Raw genomic sequence first — 17,146 nt, forward strand, 5'->3', positions numbered from 1 at the left:
GCACACCGGTGTGCGCGTGGAAGTCACACCAATGCTGCGCCGCCACCCTATTTTATGGGGCTTGAAAGTAGCCCGGCAATTATTACGGCGCGGCGTATTACGCTGACGAACATCATCACCATTATTGATTAATATAAACTTTCATTGGAGACACGCATGAATCATGTCATTCGCTTACTCAGCCTGCCGGTATTATTGATGCTGACGGCTTGCACCACAATGTATCTCGAAGGTCTGGAAAAAGTCGGCATTCCGAAACGCGACGTGATGGTCTACCGCGTTGAGAAAGCACGCGACACGCAACAAGAAACCAAAGAGCAATTCAAATCTGCCTTGGAACAATTCACTGCCGCGACGAATTTCCAAGGCGGCGATCTGGAAGCCACTTACAAAAAACTGAACGACGCCTACGAAGCCAGCGCCGGTAAGGCGGAAGAAGTGCGAAGCCGCATCGCCGATATCGAAAGCGTCTCGGAAGCCCTGTTCACCGAATGGAAACAGGAGATCACGCAATACAGTAATGCGTCGCTGCGGCAAAACAGCCAGAAAAAACTCGACGCCACCCAGGTGCACTACCGCCAGCTGATTGCATCGATGAAACAAGCGGAAGCCAAGATCGAACCCATCCTCACCGTGTTTAACGATCAAGTCATGTACCTCAAACACAACCTCAATGCACGCGCGATCGCTTCGCTCAAAGGCGAACTGGGCAACATCAAATCGGATGTTTCGGTTTTGATCGCTTCGATGGAAAAATCCATCAATGAAGCAAATGCATTCATCAGCACAATGGAAAATAAATGATACCGGTCAATCGCTTAAAGAATGCAACGAGGCATTTGTGGCACTAAAACCGACCATTTATAAATTCAAAATCGCGCTGACCGACCTCAACCGCCAGTATTACGACACCCTCAACCTGACCATCGCGCAGCATCCGTCCGAAACGCTGGAACGGATGATGGCGCGCATGCTCGCGTACTGCCTCAATGCGCAGGAATGGCTGACGTTCACCAAAGGACTGAGCAGCGCCGAAGAACCCGACCTCTGGGCGCACACCCCGGATGGCCGGATTGCGCTATGGATCGACGTCGGCGAACCCGCCTCCGAGCGCATCAAAAAAGCCACCCGGATCGCGCAAACCGTCAAGGTATACAGCTTTAACGCCAAATCGAACGTGTGGTGGATGCAGGAACAAGAAAAATTCAACGAACTGACCGCAGCCATTTTCCAGTTTCAACCGCCGGACATTCAGGCATTGGCCAAGCTGGTACAACGGACGATGGATATTTCCGTCACCATTAGCGAGCAATCGGCTTATGTGGCGGCGGAAGCGGGGGAATGCGAGGTGGGATGGGCGACCTTGCAAGCCGTCGGCTAACCCGGCTTCAACACGCTAGTGCGTGACAATGGAATGCTAACGTTACGTTAAGTTCTCGAGATACGTTTTGAGTACCAGCGCGTGGGTATGCTCCTTGTCCTTTGCACCGTACACGAGTGTAACCGGTCCCCGATGCACCTGTTCCATGAGTTGCTCCGCTGCACCAGCATTATGGCGCAGTTCTGAAAGGTAACGATCGCTAAACTCGTTCCATTTTGCTGGATCGTGATCAAACCATTTCCGGAGGGATGTACTGGGAGCGATATCCTTGAGCCACAAATCAATGCGCGCCGAATCCTTGGAGACTCCTCGCGGCCAAAGCCGGTCTACCAGAACGCGGAATCCATCATCCGGCCCGGGTGCCTCGTATGCACGTTTCAGCAAAATGACCATCGGCGGTTACTCCATCCATATTCATCGGATTAACATTTGTTGCAAATTCCGCTATGCCGCCAAATGCCAACCGGTTGGTTCAATCCATACAAACCGTTTCTTCAACATGCCGGAACATCGAATTCGCTGAAAAGCCGAACCAATCGAGAGATTCTTCGTGGTGTGCGCCGATCACCATGCCGGTGGCTTCTTTGTCCGGGTACAGCAGCATGGTGATCGAGCGGGCTTTGTGGCGGGTGCAGTCGAATTCATACAAAGTTTTCACCGCGTGATGCCCGCCTTTTTGCTTCTCAGCGTAACTGGACAACACCCAGATCTTCCTGAACTGGCCGTCTTTCCGCAGGGTTTCGGGATCAAAATAGTGCGTTTCATCGGGTTTCCCGGCAATATCCACGCTCACCCATTTGGCCTGCACGGGTAGCGCGACTAGCAGTAAGACAAGCACCAATACACATTTTTTCATGATTAATCGCTATAATTGATTGTGCAATTTTATTTTCTTCTCCCCCAGAATCCCCACGCCGCAGGTCATTCCCACCGGGGCTTCCTCTTTGTTGCAGAAAGCAATAAATGCCGGTCATTTTGCCACTAAATAGTTTCCACTGTGGGTGTTTTCAACTATTCTTAGCATCCAGCCAGCCTCGTCATGGCAGCAAGGAAAATTTATTTTGTGCGGACATTCTGCATCGTTTGGCTGACTGCAAGAATTGCTTGTGTGCATTGAATCCGCCGGGTACTGGAAGTCTACCGCGTTATGAATAGCATTAATCTGGAGTTAAATATAATGGAAGAGTTGAATCAAGCCTGGGTCATGTTGAAGCTTGGCGGGATCATTATCGTTCCGCTGGTTTTGCTGGCGATTGTCGCGCTGGCGATCATGTTCGAGAAAGCGTTTATCTACTGGCGCTACGCGCGATTATCCAACGATTTGCTAAACCTGGTGGAAACCTACGGTTTCAAATGGAACGATCTGGAAAAAATACTTTCCGGATTGGATAGCCGCCACTATTACAAGCGTTTTTTCGAGGTCGTGATCTCCAACCGGCACCAACCGGCTTGGTGGACCGAATCGCGCGCCGCCGATGAAGCGCAGATTATCGAAGAAGCGCTGGCGCGCCGTCTCTGGGCTTTGGAAACCATCGTCACCGCCGCGCCGCTGCTGGGGCTGGTCGGAACCGTGGTCGGTATGATGCGCGCCTTCCAGGTGATCGGCAGCGAAGGCGTGGTCAACCCCACCGCAGTAACCGGCGGTGTGGCGGAAGCACTGATCGCAACCGTCGTCGGTCTGGCCATCGCACTGGTGGCGTTGTTCGGTTTCAACTATTTTTCCCGCTTACAATCGCTGACGATGGACGAAATGGAACGCCTGGGTACGCGGCTGATCGACAACATCCGTCTGGATCAACAGGGTACTAGCGATGAAGCTCCGTAAAACGCGCACGGTTCAGAAAGGCAGAATCGAGATCATCCCGATGATCGACGTGATGTTTTTCTTGCTGGCGACATTCATGCTGGCTTCGTTATCGATGCAAAATCTGGATTCATTGCAGGTGGATTTGCCCGAGGGGCAAGCGGAAAAGCTCAGCGCGGAAAAACCGGTTACATTGACATTAACCAAGGACAGCAAAATCTATATCAATCAGAAGGCCGTCACGCTGGATACGCTCGCCAACACGCTCAAACCGTTGCTCGCGGATTCCAAGCAAAAATTGATCGTCTCGGCGGATAACGATGCGCCGCAGGGCATGGTCGTGCAAGCCATGCTGCGCGCCCGCGCCGCCGGTGCACAGCATTTTCTGATTGCAGTGAAACATAAATAACGTAAAAAGCATGGCCAGCTCCCGATCGAGAGAAATTCGCCTATGGTGGCCGTTGCCGCTGGCTGCGCTCGTCTGGCTGCTGATTATCTGGGGTTTGGGATTTTTTCTGTCCGTGCCGGAGGTGGAAATCGACACCCCGCCGCCCATCGCCGCCAGCTTTATCGATCTGAGCGAAGACGAAAACGCCACCAGCTCGATGCCCGCTTCCGCGCCCACCCCGCCCCCGCCGCAACCGGAGAAACCCAAAATCGAAGAACCCAAGCCCGCGCCCAAATCACCGCCGCTACCCGCGCAAACGCCGCCGTCACGGACACAAACCAAGCCCAAGGCTGCCGATAAACCGATCAAACCCAAGGCGCCGATTCCTGCGAAAGAAGTCGCGAAAACCAAAGCGCAACCGCCTGCGGATGCACCGTCGGACCTTTCCGAATATATCAATCAATCCAAAGCGCGCCGCCGCGCGGAAGGGCTTTTCGATACGCCGGATTCCGCTCCTGCCGCCACAGCCAAGCAACTGTCCGCGGATGAGATTCGCATGGCCAATATCCGGCGCAATCTGCAAAACCCCGGCACCAGCGGCATATTCCAGATTATCCGCATCGGCCCGCGCACCGCCGAATTCTCATTCCGCGCCTGGACCACGGGGCAGAGCAATCCCCGCCTGCAAACGGTGCACGTCGAAGCCGGGCCGGATGGCAATGTCGAACTCGCCATTATCCGCCGTATGATTCAATTGATCCGCGAACATTACAAGGAAGATTTCAACTGGGAATCGCACCGCCTTCACCGTGTCGTCGTGTTATCGGCACGCGAAAAAGATACCGCCGGACTGGAAGAATTTCTGATGCGCGAGTTTTTTATCAATCCTGTACGGTAAAGTCTGCCGGACTTAAGAAACACCCCCAACACGTCGTAACACTAGAATATGAGAAAGCTTCCGCGATCTCCATTTTTATTTACCCGAAATTAAACATTACACTCTGATAGATAAATATTATTTACCTATCCGGCGGCCTTCTTGGAATGATAAGCGATAGTACAATCAAAGTTTCCGTTAATGACTTACAACTGGGAATGTTTGTCAGCGATCTTGATCGCCCTTGGCTTGAAACACCCTATCCGATTCAAGGTATCCTGATCCAGTCCCAGGATGACATTGACGAGCTTAAGCGCTATTGCTTACATGTTTACGTGGATACGGACAGAAGCGAGCCGTTCATTGCGCAACAACGCGCACCGCACAATGCTACCGCGCCGGATTCTTTTCCCCAGCCATCTCCAGGGCGGCACCACCCCATGCCTCACAGCGATTCTCGCATTTCATCCAGTGCTACGAGCTGGCATCGGCCGCCTGCGGCAGCGCAAGAAGCGGAGTCGCTGGATGTGTTGCGGCGCGTTAGAACTTATGCGGATATTTGCACGGCGGAGCAGGAGATTCCCGCTGCCAAAAAAGCATACAACATCGCATCTACCTTGTTCAGCGATATCAGTATCAACCTTGAACGCGATATCAAGATCGATCTGCAAGCTGCGCACGAAGTCGTCGACACGTTATGTGAAAGTATTATCCGCAATCCCGATGCCGCGCTTTTGCTGGCGCAGCTTAAGACCACAGGGAAAGCGCTGTACGACAACGCCATCAAAACTTCGGTGCACTTACTGGCTTTCGGACGGCATCTCGGTCTTCCGCGCCAGGAATTGTCAGTACTGGGTTTGGGCGGATTGCTGATGGATATCGGCAAATTACGCTTACCCAAAGCGATTCAAGCGAAAAGAAACATGTCGCTCACGCCGGATGAGCGCAAGCTGATGAAACAGCACATCGCCTATGGCGAAGAGATTGCTTCCCAGCTGGATAACGCGCCGGAAGAAGTCATTAAAATTATTCTTCAGCACCATGAACGCGAGAACGGCAATGGTTACCCTTTCGGTTTGTACGCCAATCAATTGCACGCTTATTCTCGCATGGCGGCTATCGTCGATAGTTATGAAGAGATTATCTGGGGAGAACCCGGCATGCCGGGTATGAAACCATTCCAGGCCTTGAAGGAACTCAAGGAAAATGCACAGAACGGCCTCAATTATACGTTGGTGGAACAATTTGCCCAGTGTGTCGGCATGTTCCCGGTAGGCAGCCTGGTTGAGCTCAATACGGGCGAGATTGCCATCGTGCTCACGCATAATCGCACACAACGCTTTCTTCCTTGCATCATGATCATTTGCGATGCCGGAAAGAAACCCTGCAGCACCCCGCTGACCCTGGACTTAAGAACCGCAGGCGCAAGCCCTAGCGGCATCCAGTATGCCATCGTCAATGATCTGCCCCAGGGCGCTTACGGAATCGATCCTCAAAAATATTACTTATAAGCTGTTGCACTTACCGGCGCCGTGAATTTATGACTGTACTTGTTTATCAGAATTTCTTGCAACAAGCTTCCCGCCAATTGGGCAGTCCGCACCCCACCAGTCTGCGCAGCGCGGTGCTGATCGTCAACTTTGAGCGGCTGGCGGAATTGGACGGCGTGCTTGGCTTTACCGTCGTCGACGACATACTGCAACAAGTCGCGGAGCAGCTCAAAAATGCTTTGAATCCGCAAGATCTGGTCGGCATAACCGGGCGCTATCAATTGTGCTGTTTGCTGTCCGATTTGCTCACCGATGCGCATGCCATGCTAGCCGCGCATAAAATTATCCGGATTTTGGCGCAACCTTTTGCATTCGGCAGAAGAAACATCATCCTTGCGCCGCGCATTGGCGTGGCATTAACCGATGAAAGCAACCACACGCTCGATCAATTGATGAGCAGTGCCAGTTCGGCAGTACGTCAGGCGAAACTGGAGCAAGAACCGATCAAGCTTTTTGTGGCCGAACTGGAAAACCCCTTGCTTTTCCATATCGATCTCTGGTCCGATCTGGGAAATGCCATCGAAACAGGCGGATTGCATTTGGGTTATCAACCGCAAATCGATATCGCTAGCGGCAAGATCAAGGCAACCGAGGCGTTGCTGCGTTGGAATCACCCCAATCATGGGCCGATTCGAACGGATAAATTGATTCAGATTGCGGAAGGAACCGCGCTCATGCCCAAACTCACGCTGTGGGTTTTCCACACTGCGTTGAGAGAATGCGCTGAATATCGCAAGGCCGGATTACATGCGGGTATTTCGATTAACTTTTCCGCCGACGATCTGCGCGATCCGGAACTCACGGAACTTGTCGCGCAAGGCTTAGCCTTGTGGAATGTCCCGGCTGGCGATATCACCATTGAGCTGACTGAAACAGCGGTCATGGCCAATCATGCGGGTACGCTAGACACCTTATATAAACTGAAGGAGATGGGCTTGAAGCTCGCTATGGACGATTTCGGAACCGGCTATTCATCGATGGCGCGCATGCTGGATTTGCCTTTGGACGAAGTGAAAATCGACATGGTATTTGTCCGGCATATGGCAACCCGCCACAAGCACGACCGCATCGTCGATTCCATGATCACTCTCGCGCACCGGCTGAATCTGTCGGTAGTCGCCGAAGGTGTGGAAGATCTTGCGACTTACCAGCGTCTACGCACATTAGGATGTGATGTCATTCAAGGCTACCTGATCGGCAAAGCCATGCCGTTGCCGGAGCTCATCGAAGCGGTCAATAATCGATCCTTCGATTTTTTGCGAACTTCGACGCACATGGCAACCGAAAACTGAGTGTGTTCTGCCGGATTAATCAAGCCCCGGAATCTGGAATTCATCCCGGTCAGCAGGCAAACTGGCATGGCTGAAAAATTCTTCGCTTAACTTCGACAGCGGAACATCCCGGCATCCCAGATTGGCAATCCGTTGCCCGTTCTTTTCCACCGCCACGCCGTCTCTTTCGCCCCATCCCTTGCCAATCGCGGTATAGACAATGTAGTGATGCGGCCCGTTGATAAAACGCAGATAACCGCCGCCACCGCCTGCGAACATCAGCGTTCGCGCTTGCACGTACGACGCGGCCGGAGCGGCTTTCGTCAAACCGGGAAACACCAGCTCCGGCGCGCCTTTCAATCCGAAACGGTACTGCAGATAACCGCTATTGGCGGAGAAATCGTTCGATGCGCATACCGAAACCATTTTCTTACCGAGCGAGCAAGAAAAGACGATTTGCTCCTGCGCGCTGCAATGCGACTCCCCGGCCCAAACGGGCGCGACAATCAGGCCGAGCAATCCGCCGATGAGCGCGACCGTTTTCAAGCCAATAACGCGTAATATTGCTGGAAATGATTAATCCGGTCATCCAGCCCTAGCGTTCCGCCATTTACTTTCTTGGTGATCCTGGTCACCACGTCATCGCTCGCGCCTTGATCGGCCAAGTCATTGAGTGCTTTGGTACTCCAGAACCACGCTGCGGATAAGAGTGGATATTTGGTTTTGACCCAATCCGGATTGGCGGTGACATCGTCGCCGATCGCCTTGGCAAACGCGCTGTAATTATCTTTACCGGTCAGTTGAATATAGCCCCGGCCACGGTATTTATAGCCTTCTTTGCTGGCTTCGTCACCATTACCCATGCGGTTGGCATAAACGCGCGAGGCGATTTTCTCGGGCTGGCGGGCATAGTTATCCGCCAGATCGCCGGGAAAGTATTTGGAAAATACTTTTTTCAATCCGTCGGCGGAATAATTCAGGTTTTCTTCCAACGCTTTGAATTCCGCACTTTCGTGTGCGCATTGTGCGAGAAAATGCGCCAGGCGCAATGGTGAATCGATGCCAAACTTGGCGGCGCAATCCGGGATTTGGGCCAGCACGGCATCGGGAACATGGGTTTTCAGTTTATCCAGGGGTAACATTTTCGCTCTCCCAAATGTTTAACAGTGAAATGACTGGTCGGCATACAATGAACTTGGTTGCTTCCGCATTATAATCACAATTTTATAACCGCAGCTTGTTATGCCCACGATTAAACCGCTCCCCGAATTATTGATTAACCAAATCGCCGCGGGCGAAGTGGTCGAACGCCCTGCGTCGGCGCTCAAGGAAATACTGGAAAATAGCATTGATGCCGGTGCAAAAAAAATCACCGTGCAATTGCAACAGGGCGGAGTGAAGCAAATTCGCGTCACGGATGACGGCAGCGGCATCGCCAAAGACGAATTATTGCTGGCGCTGACGCGCCACAGCACCAGCAAGATCAGCACACTCGAGGATCTGCACCGGATCACCAGCCTGGGTTTTCGCGGCGAAGCGCTGGCCAGTATCGCGGCCGTTTCCCGGTTAACCTTGACCAGCCGTCCAGCCGGGCAAAGCCATGCGTGGCAGATCGAAATCGAAGGCAAAGCGGTCTCGCAACCCGAACCCGCTGCGCTGGCCTGCGGAACGATGCTGGATGTGAACGATTTGTACTTCAACATTCCCGCCCGGCGCAAATTCCTGAAATCGGAAGCCACCGAGTTCGCGCATTGCGACGAAACCTTCAAACGCCTGGCGCTATCGCAAGCTGGGATTGAATTTGTCCTGCAACATAATGGCAAAGTACGCCGCCTGTTACGCGCCACGAATTCCGCGCAACGGATCGCGGCGGTTCTGGGCGAAGAATTCGGTCAAACAGCGGCCCCGGTAGACGAACAATCCGCAGACATGCGCTTGCATGGCATGGTGGCATTACCGGCTTATGCGCGGTCATCGCGCGACGCGCAGTATTTCTTTGTCAACAACCGCTTCGTCAGCGATAAACTGATTTCGCACGCGCTGCGCGAAGCCTACCGCGATGTATTGCATCTGGACAAGCACCCGGCTTTTGCGTTGTTTCTCGAAATCGACCCGGAAAGCGTCGATGTCAATGTGCATCCCACTAAAACCGAAGTCCGCTTCCGTGAGGCGCGTGCGTTGCATCAATTCATTTTTCACGCGATCAACAAAGCGCTCGCCACGCCCAGCAGAACCATCAATACCGCTGAACCGGAACAACCGCCGGCCCGGTCATTTCCTGCCTACCCCAAGACCGGTCAGGCACAATCCGCAGCGGTATCGCAACCAAACAGTTTTTACGGCACTTTGTTTGGCGTGGAACCTCGTGCACACCCAGCAACACCGGCCAATACTTTCGCTGCACAAACCGCAAAACCCGATCAAGCCATCTCAACGCAAGAAAAACCCGACAGCCACCCGCTCGGTTTCGCGTTGGGACAACTGCACGGCGTCTATATCCTGGCGCAGAATGCGCGCGGCCTGGTGGTTGTCGACATGCATGCGGCACACGAACGGATTATGTATGAACAACTCAAGCAGGCGCTCGACCAGCATGAAATAGCGATGCAGCCGCTGCTGATCCCGGTCGTTTTTCACGCCGATAGCCTGGAGGTTGCCGTTGTTGAAGAAAATCACAGCACGCTGGAACAACTGGGGTTTGATATCGCGGTCCTGTCACCCGCCACACTGACCGTGCGCGCGGTTCCGGCCACGCTGAAAGATGCCGACATCGCCCAGCTTGCGCGCGACATTCTGCGTGAAATCCGCGAATACGGCGCCAGCCAGATTCTCACCGCGAAACGCAATGAAATTCTCGCCACCATGGCCTGCCACGGCGCAGTCCGCGCCAACAGCAGATTGACCCTCGAGGAAATGAACGCCCTGCTGCGCGATATGGAACAAACCGAGCGATCCGGTCAATGCAATCACGGCCGTCCGACCTGGTTTGAAACCAGTCTGGCAGATTTGGATAAGCTGTTTATGCGCGGAAAATGAAGCGATGCCGCCGATTCATATCTTTACGATACAAATCACTCGCATTACGCTAACATCAGCGTGCTGGGAGAAGTTCTTTTTCTTGATACAGGACATTGAAAAAGGGGAAATAACATGAGTGCAGGTCGCGGAGATTTCTTTGCGGAAATGAAAGATTGGGCAAAAGTTAACGTGCTATGGATCGCCGCTCATGTGATCAACTTATTGTTCGGTATAGCCATCTATATCTTTAAAATACTGGATGGCGAAAGCGGCATTCCCATTCTTCCAATCGTCATTTCCATGTGCATCGTCTTTGTGCATATTTTCACTTATCCGATTGAAGCGTTACCGGCGGAAGGATCGACGCAAGACGAGAGGAAAAGAATCGAAGAGATCAGATCCCGGCAGCGCAATAAATGGATGATCTTTGCGTATAGCTTCATGCTGATATCGCTGTTGCTGACTTTTTATCCTTTCATCAACCCGCTGTTCAGTTTTGTGGAAAAAACATCCGGTCAGGCTGGCGGAATTGTCCAACAGGAATCCACCGGACAAAATCTGGCAAAACCCGATGCAGGGCGATATCTCAACACACTGCGCGAACGACCGATCGCTGTATTTATTGGCTGCTCCCTGGACCCGAAAGCCAAAACCCTGCTTTGTTCCAAATCTAATGCCGAACCCGAAGACGCTGTTCAAAAAGCACAAAACCCAGGAGGCGGAACCCTCGGCAGTGCGTGGGTTATCAACATTGGCGGACATATCGAGCACTGTACTAAAAGCGACGATCCAAACTTTGGCAAGTCGGTCACCTGCCAAGTGAAGGATGGGCTTCTCATTCCCCTCTATTTCATCATTATGGCCTTGATGGGCGGCAGTATCAGTCTCACCCGGCGGCTGCCGGAACTGCAAAAGCAAGCAGGCTCGGAGCACATCGCCACGCAACAGCAACCCAAACTAACGCAATACGAATTCCGCGAGCACCTGATCTTTCAAATGGTGCAGTACATTTCAGCGCCGTTTCTCGCAATCCTGGCGTATTATCTGATCGAACCGGGCAATATCACCAACTCGGTGGTACTGGCATTCACCGCCGGATTCGCATCGGAAACGATCCTGCTCATGGTGCGGTCGATCGCCAATAAAATCACCCCGGGAAGCAGCGAAGCACTACAATATGGCGCGATTGCCGGGGTTATCACCATTCAAGACGCTAGCGCGAAGAAAACGGAAGTATTTCTGACTGAATTGCCGCAGATCCATTCGATTACCGATGAGCAAGGATTTTATGTGCTGAGTAACGTACCGGTCGGTGAACATAGCATCAGCGTCAAATCGGTCGACAATGATGCGATCCTGAAAAAAGACACGGTAAAAATCGAACGCGCGCAAGCCATCGTTAAAAAGAACCTGGTAATTGCCGCCGATGATGGCGGACAAAAATAACGGAATATTGCATTCCATTGCTTTCACCCGGAGCAATTCCGCCCGGATAACAACAATAAGGTTTTATGAGAAAAGTATTCTTTGGTTTAACCCTAATGCTCGCCAGCACCGGCACAATGGCGGAATGGACCCGCATCAGCGAAAGCGACCGCAAAGGCGGCTCAGTTCTGTATGCCGACACTGCTTCGATCCGCAAAGCAGCGGGCCGTGCCAAAATGGCGATTCTATTCGATTACCCTACGCTGCAAAAAGCTGCCGGGGCCGAGTTTCTATCGGAAAAAATCCGGCGCGAATACGACTGCCAGGAAAAACTAATCCGCACCCTCGCTTACTCGCTTTTCAGCTTGAACATGGAACACGGCGACCTCATCCGCTCGTATAACCAGCCGCAGAAATGGGAAATGGTGAAGCCGGGCAGCACGGAGGAAGTGGAATGGAAAGTGGCGTGTGATTAATGAATAATAAATTTATCAAATAAATATTTAAGCAGATTTTTCTGATTACTTGTGACTTTTCTAACAGTCGATGAAGTTACTTTTAGTTAACACATCTAAATCTTATTAGTCAAAAATAATACATATTAACAATAATCTGAATTGAAAATTAATAATGAGAAGAATATTTAATTCATTACTAATATTAAGCTGTATCTTAGGCTTAACATCGTGCGCTAATTTTAATTCCATCAGCCGCACTACTCCACTGATTGGCAGTTTCGATGGCAGGGAAGGAAAAGCAATTCACCTTGATGCCCAGCAACGGCTAGTACTAATTAATAATCTTGGCAAGATTTGCGCTGAACCAAGTCCGGATGCAATGGCTGCTTATGCCGCTTCACTTGGCATCAGCGCTAGCGTTCCGCGTGCAGGTTCTGGTGCGCTTTCGCATAGTCAACAAGCTTCTATCGCAAGTATCGGGCTGCGCACACAGTCGATCACTTTAATGCGTGATGCGCTGTATCGAATGTGCGAAGCATTTATTAATAATGCTGCTGGTCCAACTCAAATCGTTACCCTTCTTGGGCGCAGTCAAGACTTAACTGCAGTCATTCTGGCCGTTGAGCAATTAACAGGAGCCGTTGCAGCCAATCAAGCAGCACTAACTGGAACAACCAGCGCTTCAGCATCAGCCAGCCTTCTATCAAATCAAGCGCTACTTGATGCCGCACGCGAAAACGAAACAAACAAAAATAATGAGCTAGAAGAAGCAAAAGTCGCACTAAAATCTGCGGAAGAAGCTCGTAACAGTCAAGAAAAAACTGAAACAGCAGCAAAAGCCGAACGGAACAAACAAGTGAATAACTCCTCAGCGACTGATGCAGAAAAAGCAACAGCACAGAAAAATTGGGAAAGAAGTAAAGAAGAACTTGATCGTGCTCAACGTGAAGTTGATGCAGCAGATAATACAGTTCAAACTCGCAAGAAACTTTACGAAGAAGCACAGAAAAATCGGGCAGTTATTGAGAAAGCTAAAGATTTTTCTTTGAACAATACAATTGCCAACACCACAAGCTCCAGCGAATTTAGTACTCCAATATCGCGTGTACAACTAGACAAAACGGCAACAGAGTCAATCGCAAAAGCAGTACAAGCCATGGTAGAAAAAGTTCTAGATAAAAATTACATTGAAGAATCTTGTATGGCAACACTTGGCTATTTCCCAGAAAGTGATTGGGATAAAGATCAAAAACAACAATTGCGTGAAATCAAAGACAGTTGCTTAGAAATTATTAAACATGGAATCAATCAACGTGTCGCAGCCCAAAATTTTGACTCCGATAAGAACACGGCAAGAATTATAGCTTGGCAAAAATCTAACCCAGATAACAACACGAAACTAAATAATTGGCTAAAAAATAGAGGATATAACTTTTCTTCAACATTACTAATATATGGCTCTGAGAATAAATCATTGCGAGATCTTGCTATAAGTGAGCTTATGATTCCATAAAAACCAACTAAAACGGAGAATTTAAAGTGTCTATCCAACCATTAAGAAATATACCAGTTGATCAGGTTGCAGCAGTAGTTCAGAGTTTTCTAAATAACAAAGCCATTCAAATCATCATTAACAAGAATAACAATGGAACTTATGATATAGAAGCGACCATCCCGGATTGATAAGTTTCCTCTAAGGTCATTTAACAATTAAAGTTACATTTTGCGATTTATCTTACCCATACAACCGCCGCTTCAACCCGCAACGATTCAGTATGATGGCGCTGATTTCCTCGATGGAGATGCGCGTGGTGTCCAGGTACGGAATATTGAACTGACGAAACAATGATTCCTGCCACTGAATCTCCCGCTGGCATTGCGCCAGCGCGGCATATAAGCTGTCCGGGCGGCGCTCCTGGCGGATGAAATGTAGTTGCTCTGGCGTAAGTGTCAAACCAAACAATTTGCTTTTTACGTTTTCCAGCACTCCCGGTAACTGCATGACGGTCATGTCGTCCGGCGTCAGCGGATAATTTGCTGCGGCGATACCGTATTGCAAGCCCAGATACAAACAAGTCGGTGTTTTGCCGCAGCGCGAAACACCGGTCAGGACGATGTCGGCTTCGGCGAGATGTTTCGGATTGACGCCGTCGTCGTGCGCCAGCACGTAATTGATCGCATCGATGCGCTTAAAATACGACGGATGATGCTCCACACTATGCGAACGTCCGGCTTTGCGCACCGATGATTGATGCAGCTCTTCCTCGACCGGATGGGTGAATGTCTCGAAAAAATCGTAGACGCGGCAGTTCGCCTGCTTGATGATCTCGAGAATCTCCGGTTTCAACAAAGTGCTGAATACCAACGGCCGGTACCCATCGCGCCCGGCGGCCTGGTTAATCTGCGTCAACACGTCGTTGGCTTTTTCCAGATCGTCCAGGAACGGCACGTTGATGGTTTCCCATTCGATGCCGTCGAATTGCGTCAACAGGCTGTGACCCAGTGTTTCCGCAGTGATGCCGGTACGGTCGGATAAATAGAAAACGGTGCGTTTTTGTTTGCTCATGGTTTGTGCAAGCTGGCGATGTTCAGCCAGGTATCGACCACCGAATCGGGATTCAGCGACAGGCTGCCGATGCCTTGCTCATACAGCCAAGCGGCGAAGTCCGGGTAATCCGACGGCCCTTGCCCGCAGATGCCGATGTATTTGCCTTGCTTGCGGCATGCGTCGATAGCCATTGCCAGCAATTTCTTCACGGCCGGGTTGCGCTCATCGAACACATGCGCGACCAGACTGGAGTCGCGGTCAACGCCAAGTGTGAGCTGCGTCATATCGTTGGAACCAATCGAAAAACCATCGAAATACTGCAAAAATGCTTCCGCCAGCACTGCATTCGACGGAATCTCGCACATCATGATCACGCGTAAGCCGTTTTTGCCACGCTCCAGCCCGTGCGAAGCCAGCAACGCGATCACTTGTTCCGCTTCTTCGAGCGTGCGGCAAAACGGAATCATGATCTCGACATTGGTCAATCCCATGCCATCGCGCACTTGGCGCAACGCCCGGCACTCCAGTTCAAAACAGTCGCGGAAGGCCGGTGCAAGATAGCGCGATGCGCCGCGAAAGCCGATCATCGGATTTTCTTCGTGCGGCTCGTAGCGGCTGCCTGCGAGCAGATTGGCGTATTCGTTGGATTTGAAATCGGACGTGCGCACGATCACCGGGTGCGGATAAAACGCCGCCGCCAGTGTGGCAATGCCTTCGGTTAATTTCTCAACATAAAAACTGACAGGGCTGCCGTAACCGGCGATGCGGCTATTGATCTGCTGCTTCAGATCATCCGGCAATGCGTCGAATTCCAGCAGCGCCTTGGGATGAATGCCGATCATGTTGTTGATGATGAATTCCAGCCGAGCCAGCCCGACCCCCTGATTGGGCATGCGGGAAAACGCAAAAGCGTGCGACGGATTGCCGACATTCATCATGATTTTAACCGGCAAATCCGGCAGCTGACCGGTATCCGCCGTGGTATGTTCAAAGGGTAGCAGGCCTTCGTAGACAAAACCGGTATCGCCTTCGGCACACGAAACCGTGACCTCCGCGCCGTCTTTAATCGAACGGGTGGCATCGCCGCAGCCCACAACCGCCGGGATACCCATTTCGCGCGCGATAATCGCCGCGTGGCAAGTCCGTCCGCCGCGATTGGTGACGATGGCCGACGCGCGTTTCATGATCGGCTCCCAATCCGGGTCGGTCATGTCGGTCACCAATACATCGCCGGGTTGAATTTGATGCATTTGATCGATCTTCGTGATCAGGCGCGCCGTTCCCTGACCGATTTTGCTGCCAATCGCCCGCCCTTCGGCCAATACAGCTCCCTGGCGCGTAAGCTTGAAGCGTTCCAGCACCGATGCCGCACGGCTTTCCACCGTCTCAGGACGCGCCTGCACAATATACAATTGCCCATCTTGCCCGTCCAAAGCCCATTCGATATCCATCGGGCGGCCATAATGCTGTTCGATGATGACCGCTTGCCGCGCCAGCGCTTCGACTTGCGCATCGGATAGCGAAAAACGCATGCGCCGCGCGGTTTCAACATCGCGCGTCAACGTCAATGCAGCGCCGTCACTGTTTTTATCCGCGTATACCATTTCGATGGCTTTAGTACCCAGCCGCCGCGATAAAATGGCAGGGTTACCGGCAGCCAGTCCGCGCTTGTACACATAAAATTCATCCGGATTGACGGTACCCTGCACGATGGTTTCGCCCAATCCATACGCGGCGGTGATAAAAATCGCTTCACGGAAACCGGATTCGGTATCGAGCGTAAACATCACGCCGCTCGCGCCCAGGTCGCTGCGCACCATTTTTTGAATCCCGGCGGATAGAAAAACCTTTTCATGCGGAAAATTTTGATGGACGCGATACGCGATTGCGCGGTCGTTATACAGCGAAGCAAATACCACCTTGATCGCCGCAACGATTTGATCCAATCCGTGCACATTGAGTAACGTCTCCTGCTGCCCGGCAAACGATGCATCGACCAGATCCTCGGCAGTCGCCGACGAACGCACAGCAAAAGAGGCACGGTCACCACTTGCATCGGCCAACTTTTCATAAGCTTGCGATACCGCTTGTAACAACGCATCCGGCAATGTGGCATTCAGAATCCAGCCGCGAATTGTTTTCCCGGCAACGGCCAGCGCTTGGATATCGTCGACATCCAATCCGTTCAATAACTGATTGATCCGGCCGGTCAGCCGATTGGTGCTCAAAAATTCCCGGTATGCCTCGGTCGTCGTAGCAAAACCCGCCGGTACATTAACCCCGGCTTGTGCAAGATGACTGATCATTTCGCCTAGCGAGGCATTTTTACCGCCAACCAAGCCGACATCGTTCATCGTTAATTGATCAAACCAGGCGATATAGTGTGTCATTGTAATACTCCTACCAGCAAATCATTAATCTGTAAT

General features: G+C 51.6%; 18 protein-coding genes. 12 read left to right on the forward strand and 6 right to left on the reverse strand.

Features of this window, described 5'->3' with window-relative positions:
* Positions 1–156 precede the first annotated feature (156 nt).
* Together ABD07_RS14330 and ABD07_RS14335 are read left to right on the forward strand one after the other, a co-directional pair.
* A complete protein-coding gene (locus ABD07_RS14330) occupies positions 157–804 on the forward strand; it encodes a DUF2959 domain-containing protein (protein WP_160818856.1) in 648 nt (215 codons plus the stop codon).
* A 37-nt stretch (positions 805–841) separates the two neighbouring features.
* The gene (locus tag ABD07_RS14335; RefSeq protein ID WP_160818857.1) at positions 842–1,381 is read left to right on the forward strand and encodes a YaeQ family protein; all 540 of its coding nucleotides are present in this window, start codon (positions 842–844) and stop codon (positions 1,379–1,381) included.
* A gap of 42 nt (positions 1,382–1,423) precedes the next feature.
* Here ABD07_RS14335 and ABD07_RS14340 read toward each other — a convergent pair whose 3' ends face one another.
* Together ABD07_RS14340 and ABD07_RS14345 are read right to left on the reverse strand one after the other, a co-directional pair.
* Positions 1,424–1,774: a DUF488 domain-containing protein gene (locus ABD07_RS14340; protein ID WP_160818858.1), complete on the reverse strand. Its 351-nt coding sequence runs from the start codon at positions 1,772–1,774 to the stop codon at positions 1,424–1,426.
* Positions 1,775–1,853: 79 nt separating this feature from the next.
* Positions 1,854–2,237, reverse strand: a complete 384-nt coding sequence (locus tag ABD07_RS14345; protein ID WP_160818859.1) for a surface-adhesin E family protein — start codon at positions 2,235–2,237, stop codon at positions 1,854–1,856.
* Positions 2,238–2,558: 321 nt separating this feature from the next.
* Between ABD07_RS14345 and ABD07_RS14350 the strand changes: the two genes are divergently transcribed.
* From ABD07_RS14350 to ABD07_RS14370, 5 genes are all read left to right on the forward strand, one after another.
* Positions 2,559–3,206: a MotA/TolQ/ExbB proton channel family protein gene (locus ABD07_RS14350; protein ID WP_108699313.1), complete on the forward strand. Its 648-nt coding sequence runs from the start codon at positions 2,559–2,561 to the stop codon at positions 3,204–3,206.
* On the forward strand, positions 3,193–3,594 hold the full coding sequence (locus ABD07_RS14355) for an ExbD/TolR family protein (protein WP_160818860.1): 402 nt from the start codon (positions 3,193–3,195) through the stop codon (positions 3,592–3,594). The genes ABD07_RS14350 and ABD07_RS14355 overlap by 14 nt, the downstream gene beginning before the upstream one ends.
* 10 nt (positions 3,595–3,604) lie before the next feature.
* Entirely contained in the window at positions 3,605–4,471 is an 867-nt protein-coding gene (locus ABD07_RS14360) for a hypothetical protein (RefSeq protein ID WP_160818861.1), read from the forward strand.
* Positions 4,472–4,617: 146 nt separating this feature from the next.
* Positions 4,618–5,961: a cyclic di-GMP phosphodiesterase gene (locus ABD07_RS14365; protein WP_160818862.1), complete on the forward strand. Its 1,344-nt coding sequence runs from the start codon at positions 4,618–4,620 to the stop codon at positions 5,959–5,961.
* 29 nt (positions 5,962–5,990) lie between these two features.
* The gene (locus ABD07_RS14370) at positions 5,991–7,292 is read left to right on the forward strand and encodes a putative bifunctional diguanylate cyclase/phosphodiesterase (RefSeq protein WP_160818863.1); all 1,302 of its coding nucleotides are present in this window, start codon (positions 5,991–5,993) and stop codon (positions 7,290–7,292) included.
* 15 nt (positions 7,293–7,307) lie between these two features.
* On the opposite strand, the gene ABD07_RS14375 is transcribed toward ABD07_RS14370, so the two are convergent.
* Positions 7,308–7,817, reverse strand: coding sequence for a hypothetical protein (locus tag ABD07_RS14375; RefSeq protein ID WP_160818864.1), 510 nt, complete (start codon positions 7,815–7,817; stop codon positions 7,308–7,310).
* Entirely contained in the window at positions 7,814–8,413 is a 600-nt protein-coding gene (locus ABD07_RS14380) for a glycoside hydrolase family 19 protein (protein WP_160818865.1), read from the reverse strand. Before ABD07_RS14380 ends, ABD07_RS14375 begins: the two co-directional genes overlap by 4 nt.
* 100 nt (positions 8,414–8,513) lie before the next feature.
* Between ABD07_RS14380 and mutL the strand changes: the two genes are divergently transcribed.
* From mutL to ABD07_RS14405, 5 genes are all read left to right on the forward strand, one after another.
* Positions 8,514–10,307 carry a DNA mismatch repair endonuclease MutL gene (gene mutL, locus ABD07_RS14385; RefSeq protein WP_160818866.1) on the forward strand — a complete coding sequence of 598 codons (1,794 nt, stop codon included), beginning with the start codon at positions 8,514–8,516 and terminating at the stop codon, positions 10,305–10,307.
* Positions 10,308–10,421: 114 nt separating this feature from the next.
* A complete protein-coding gene (locus ABD07_RS14390; protein ID WP_160818867.1) occupies positions 10,422–11,735 on the forward strand; it encodes a hypothetical protein in 1,314 nt (437 codons plus the stop codon).
* Positions 11,736–11,800: 65 nt separating this feature from the next.
* Complete coding sequence (locus tag ABD07_RS14395; protein ID WP_160818868.1) at positions 11,801–12,190, forward strand: surface-adhesin E family protein; 390 nt, start codon at positions 11,801–11,803, stop codon at positions 12,188–12,190.
* Positions 12,191–12,344: 154 nt separating this feature from the next.
* Positions 12,345–13,685 (forward strand): hypothetical protein, encoded by a 1,341-nt coding sequence (locus ABD07_RS14400; RefSeq protein ID WP_160818869.1) that lies wholly within the window; start codon positions 12,345–12,347, stop codon positions 13,683–13,685.
* Positions 13,686–13,711: 26 nt separating this feature from the next.
* Complete coding sequence (locus ABD07_RS14405; RefSeq protein WP_160818870.1) at positions 13,712–13,855, forward strand: hypothetical protein; 144 nt, start codon at positions 13,712–13,714, stop codon at positions 13,853–13,855.
* A gap of 52 nt (positions 13,856–13,907) precedes the next feature.
* On the opposite strand, the gene ppsR is transcribed toward ABD07_RS14405, so the two are convergent.
* Together ppsR and ppsA are read right to left on the reverse strand one after the other, a co-directional pair.
* Entirely contained in the window at positions 13,908–14,738 is an 831-nt protein-coding gene (gene ppsR, locus ABD07_RS14410) for a posphoenolpyruvate synthetase regulatory kinase/phosphorylase PpsR (protein WP_160818871.1), read from the reverse strand.
* Positions 14,735–17,110 (reverse strand): phosphoenolpyruvate synthase, encoded by a 2,376-nt coding sequence (gene ppsA / locus ABD07_RS14415; protein WP_160818872.1) that lies wholly within the window; start codon positions 17,108–17,110, stop codon positions 14,735–14,737. Before ppsA ends, ppsR begins: the two co-directional genes overlap by 4 nt.
* Positions 17,111–17,146: the final 36 nt, after the last annotated feature.

The organism is Nitrosomonas oligotropha (assembly GCF_009833085.1).
Classification (GTDB): Bacteria; Pseudomonadota; Gammaproteobacteria; order Burkholderiales; family Nitrosomonadaceae; genus Nitrosomonas; species Nitrosomonas oligotropha.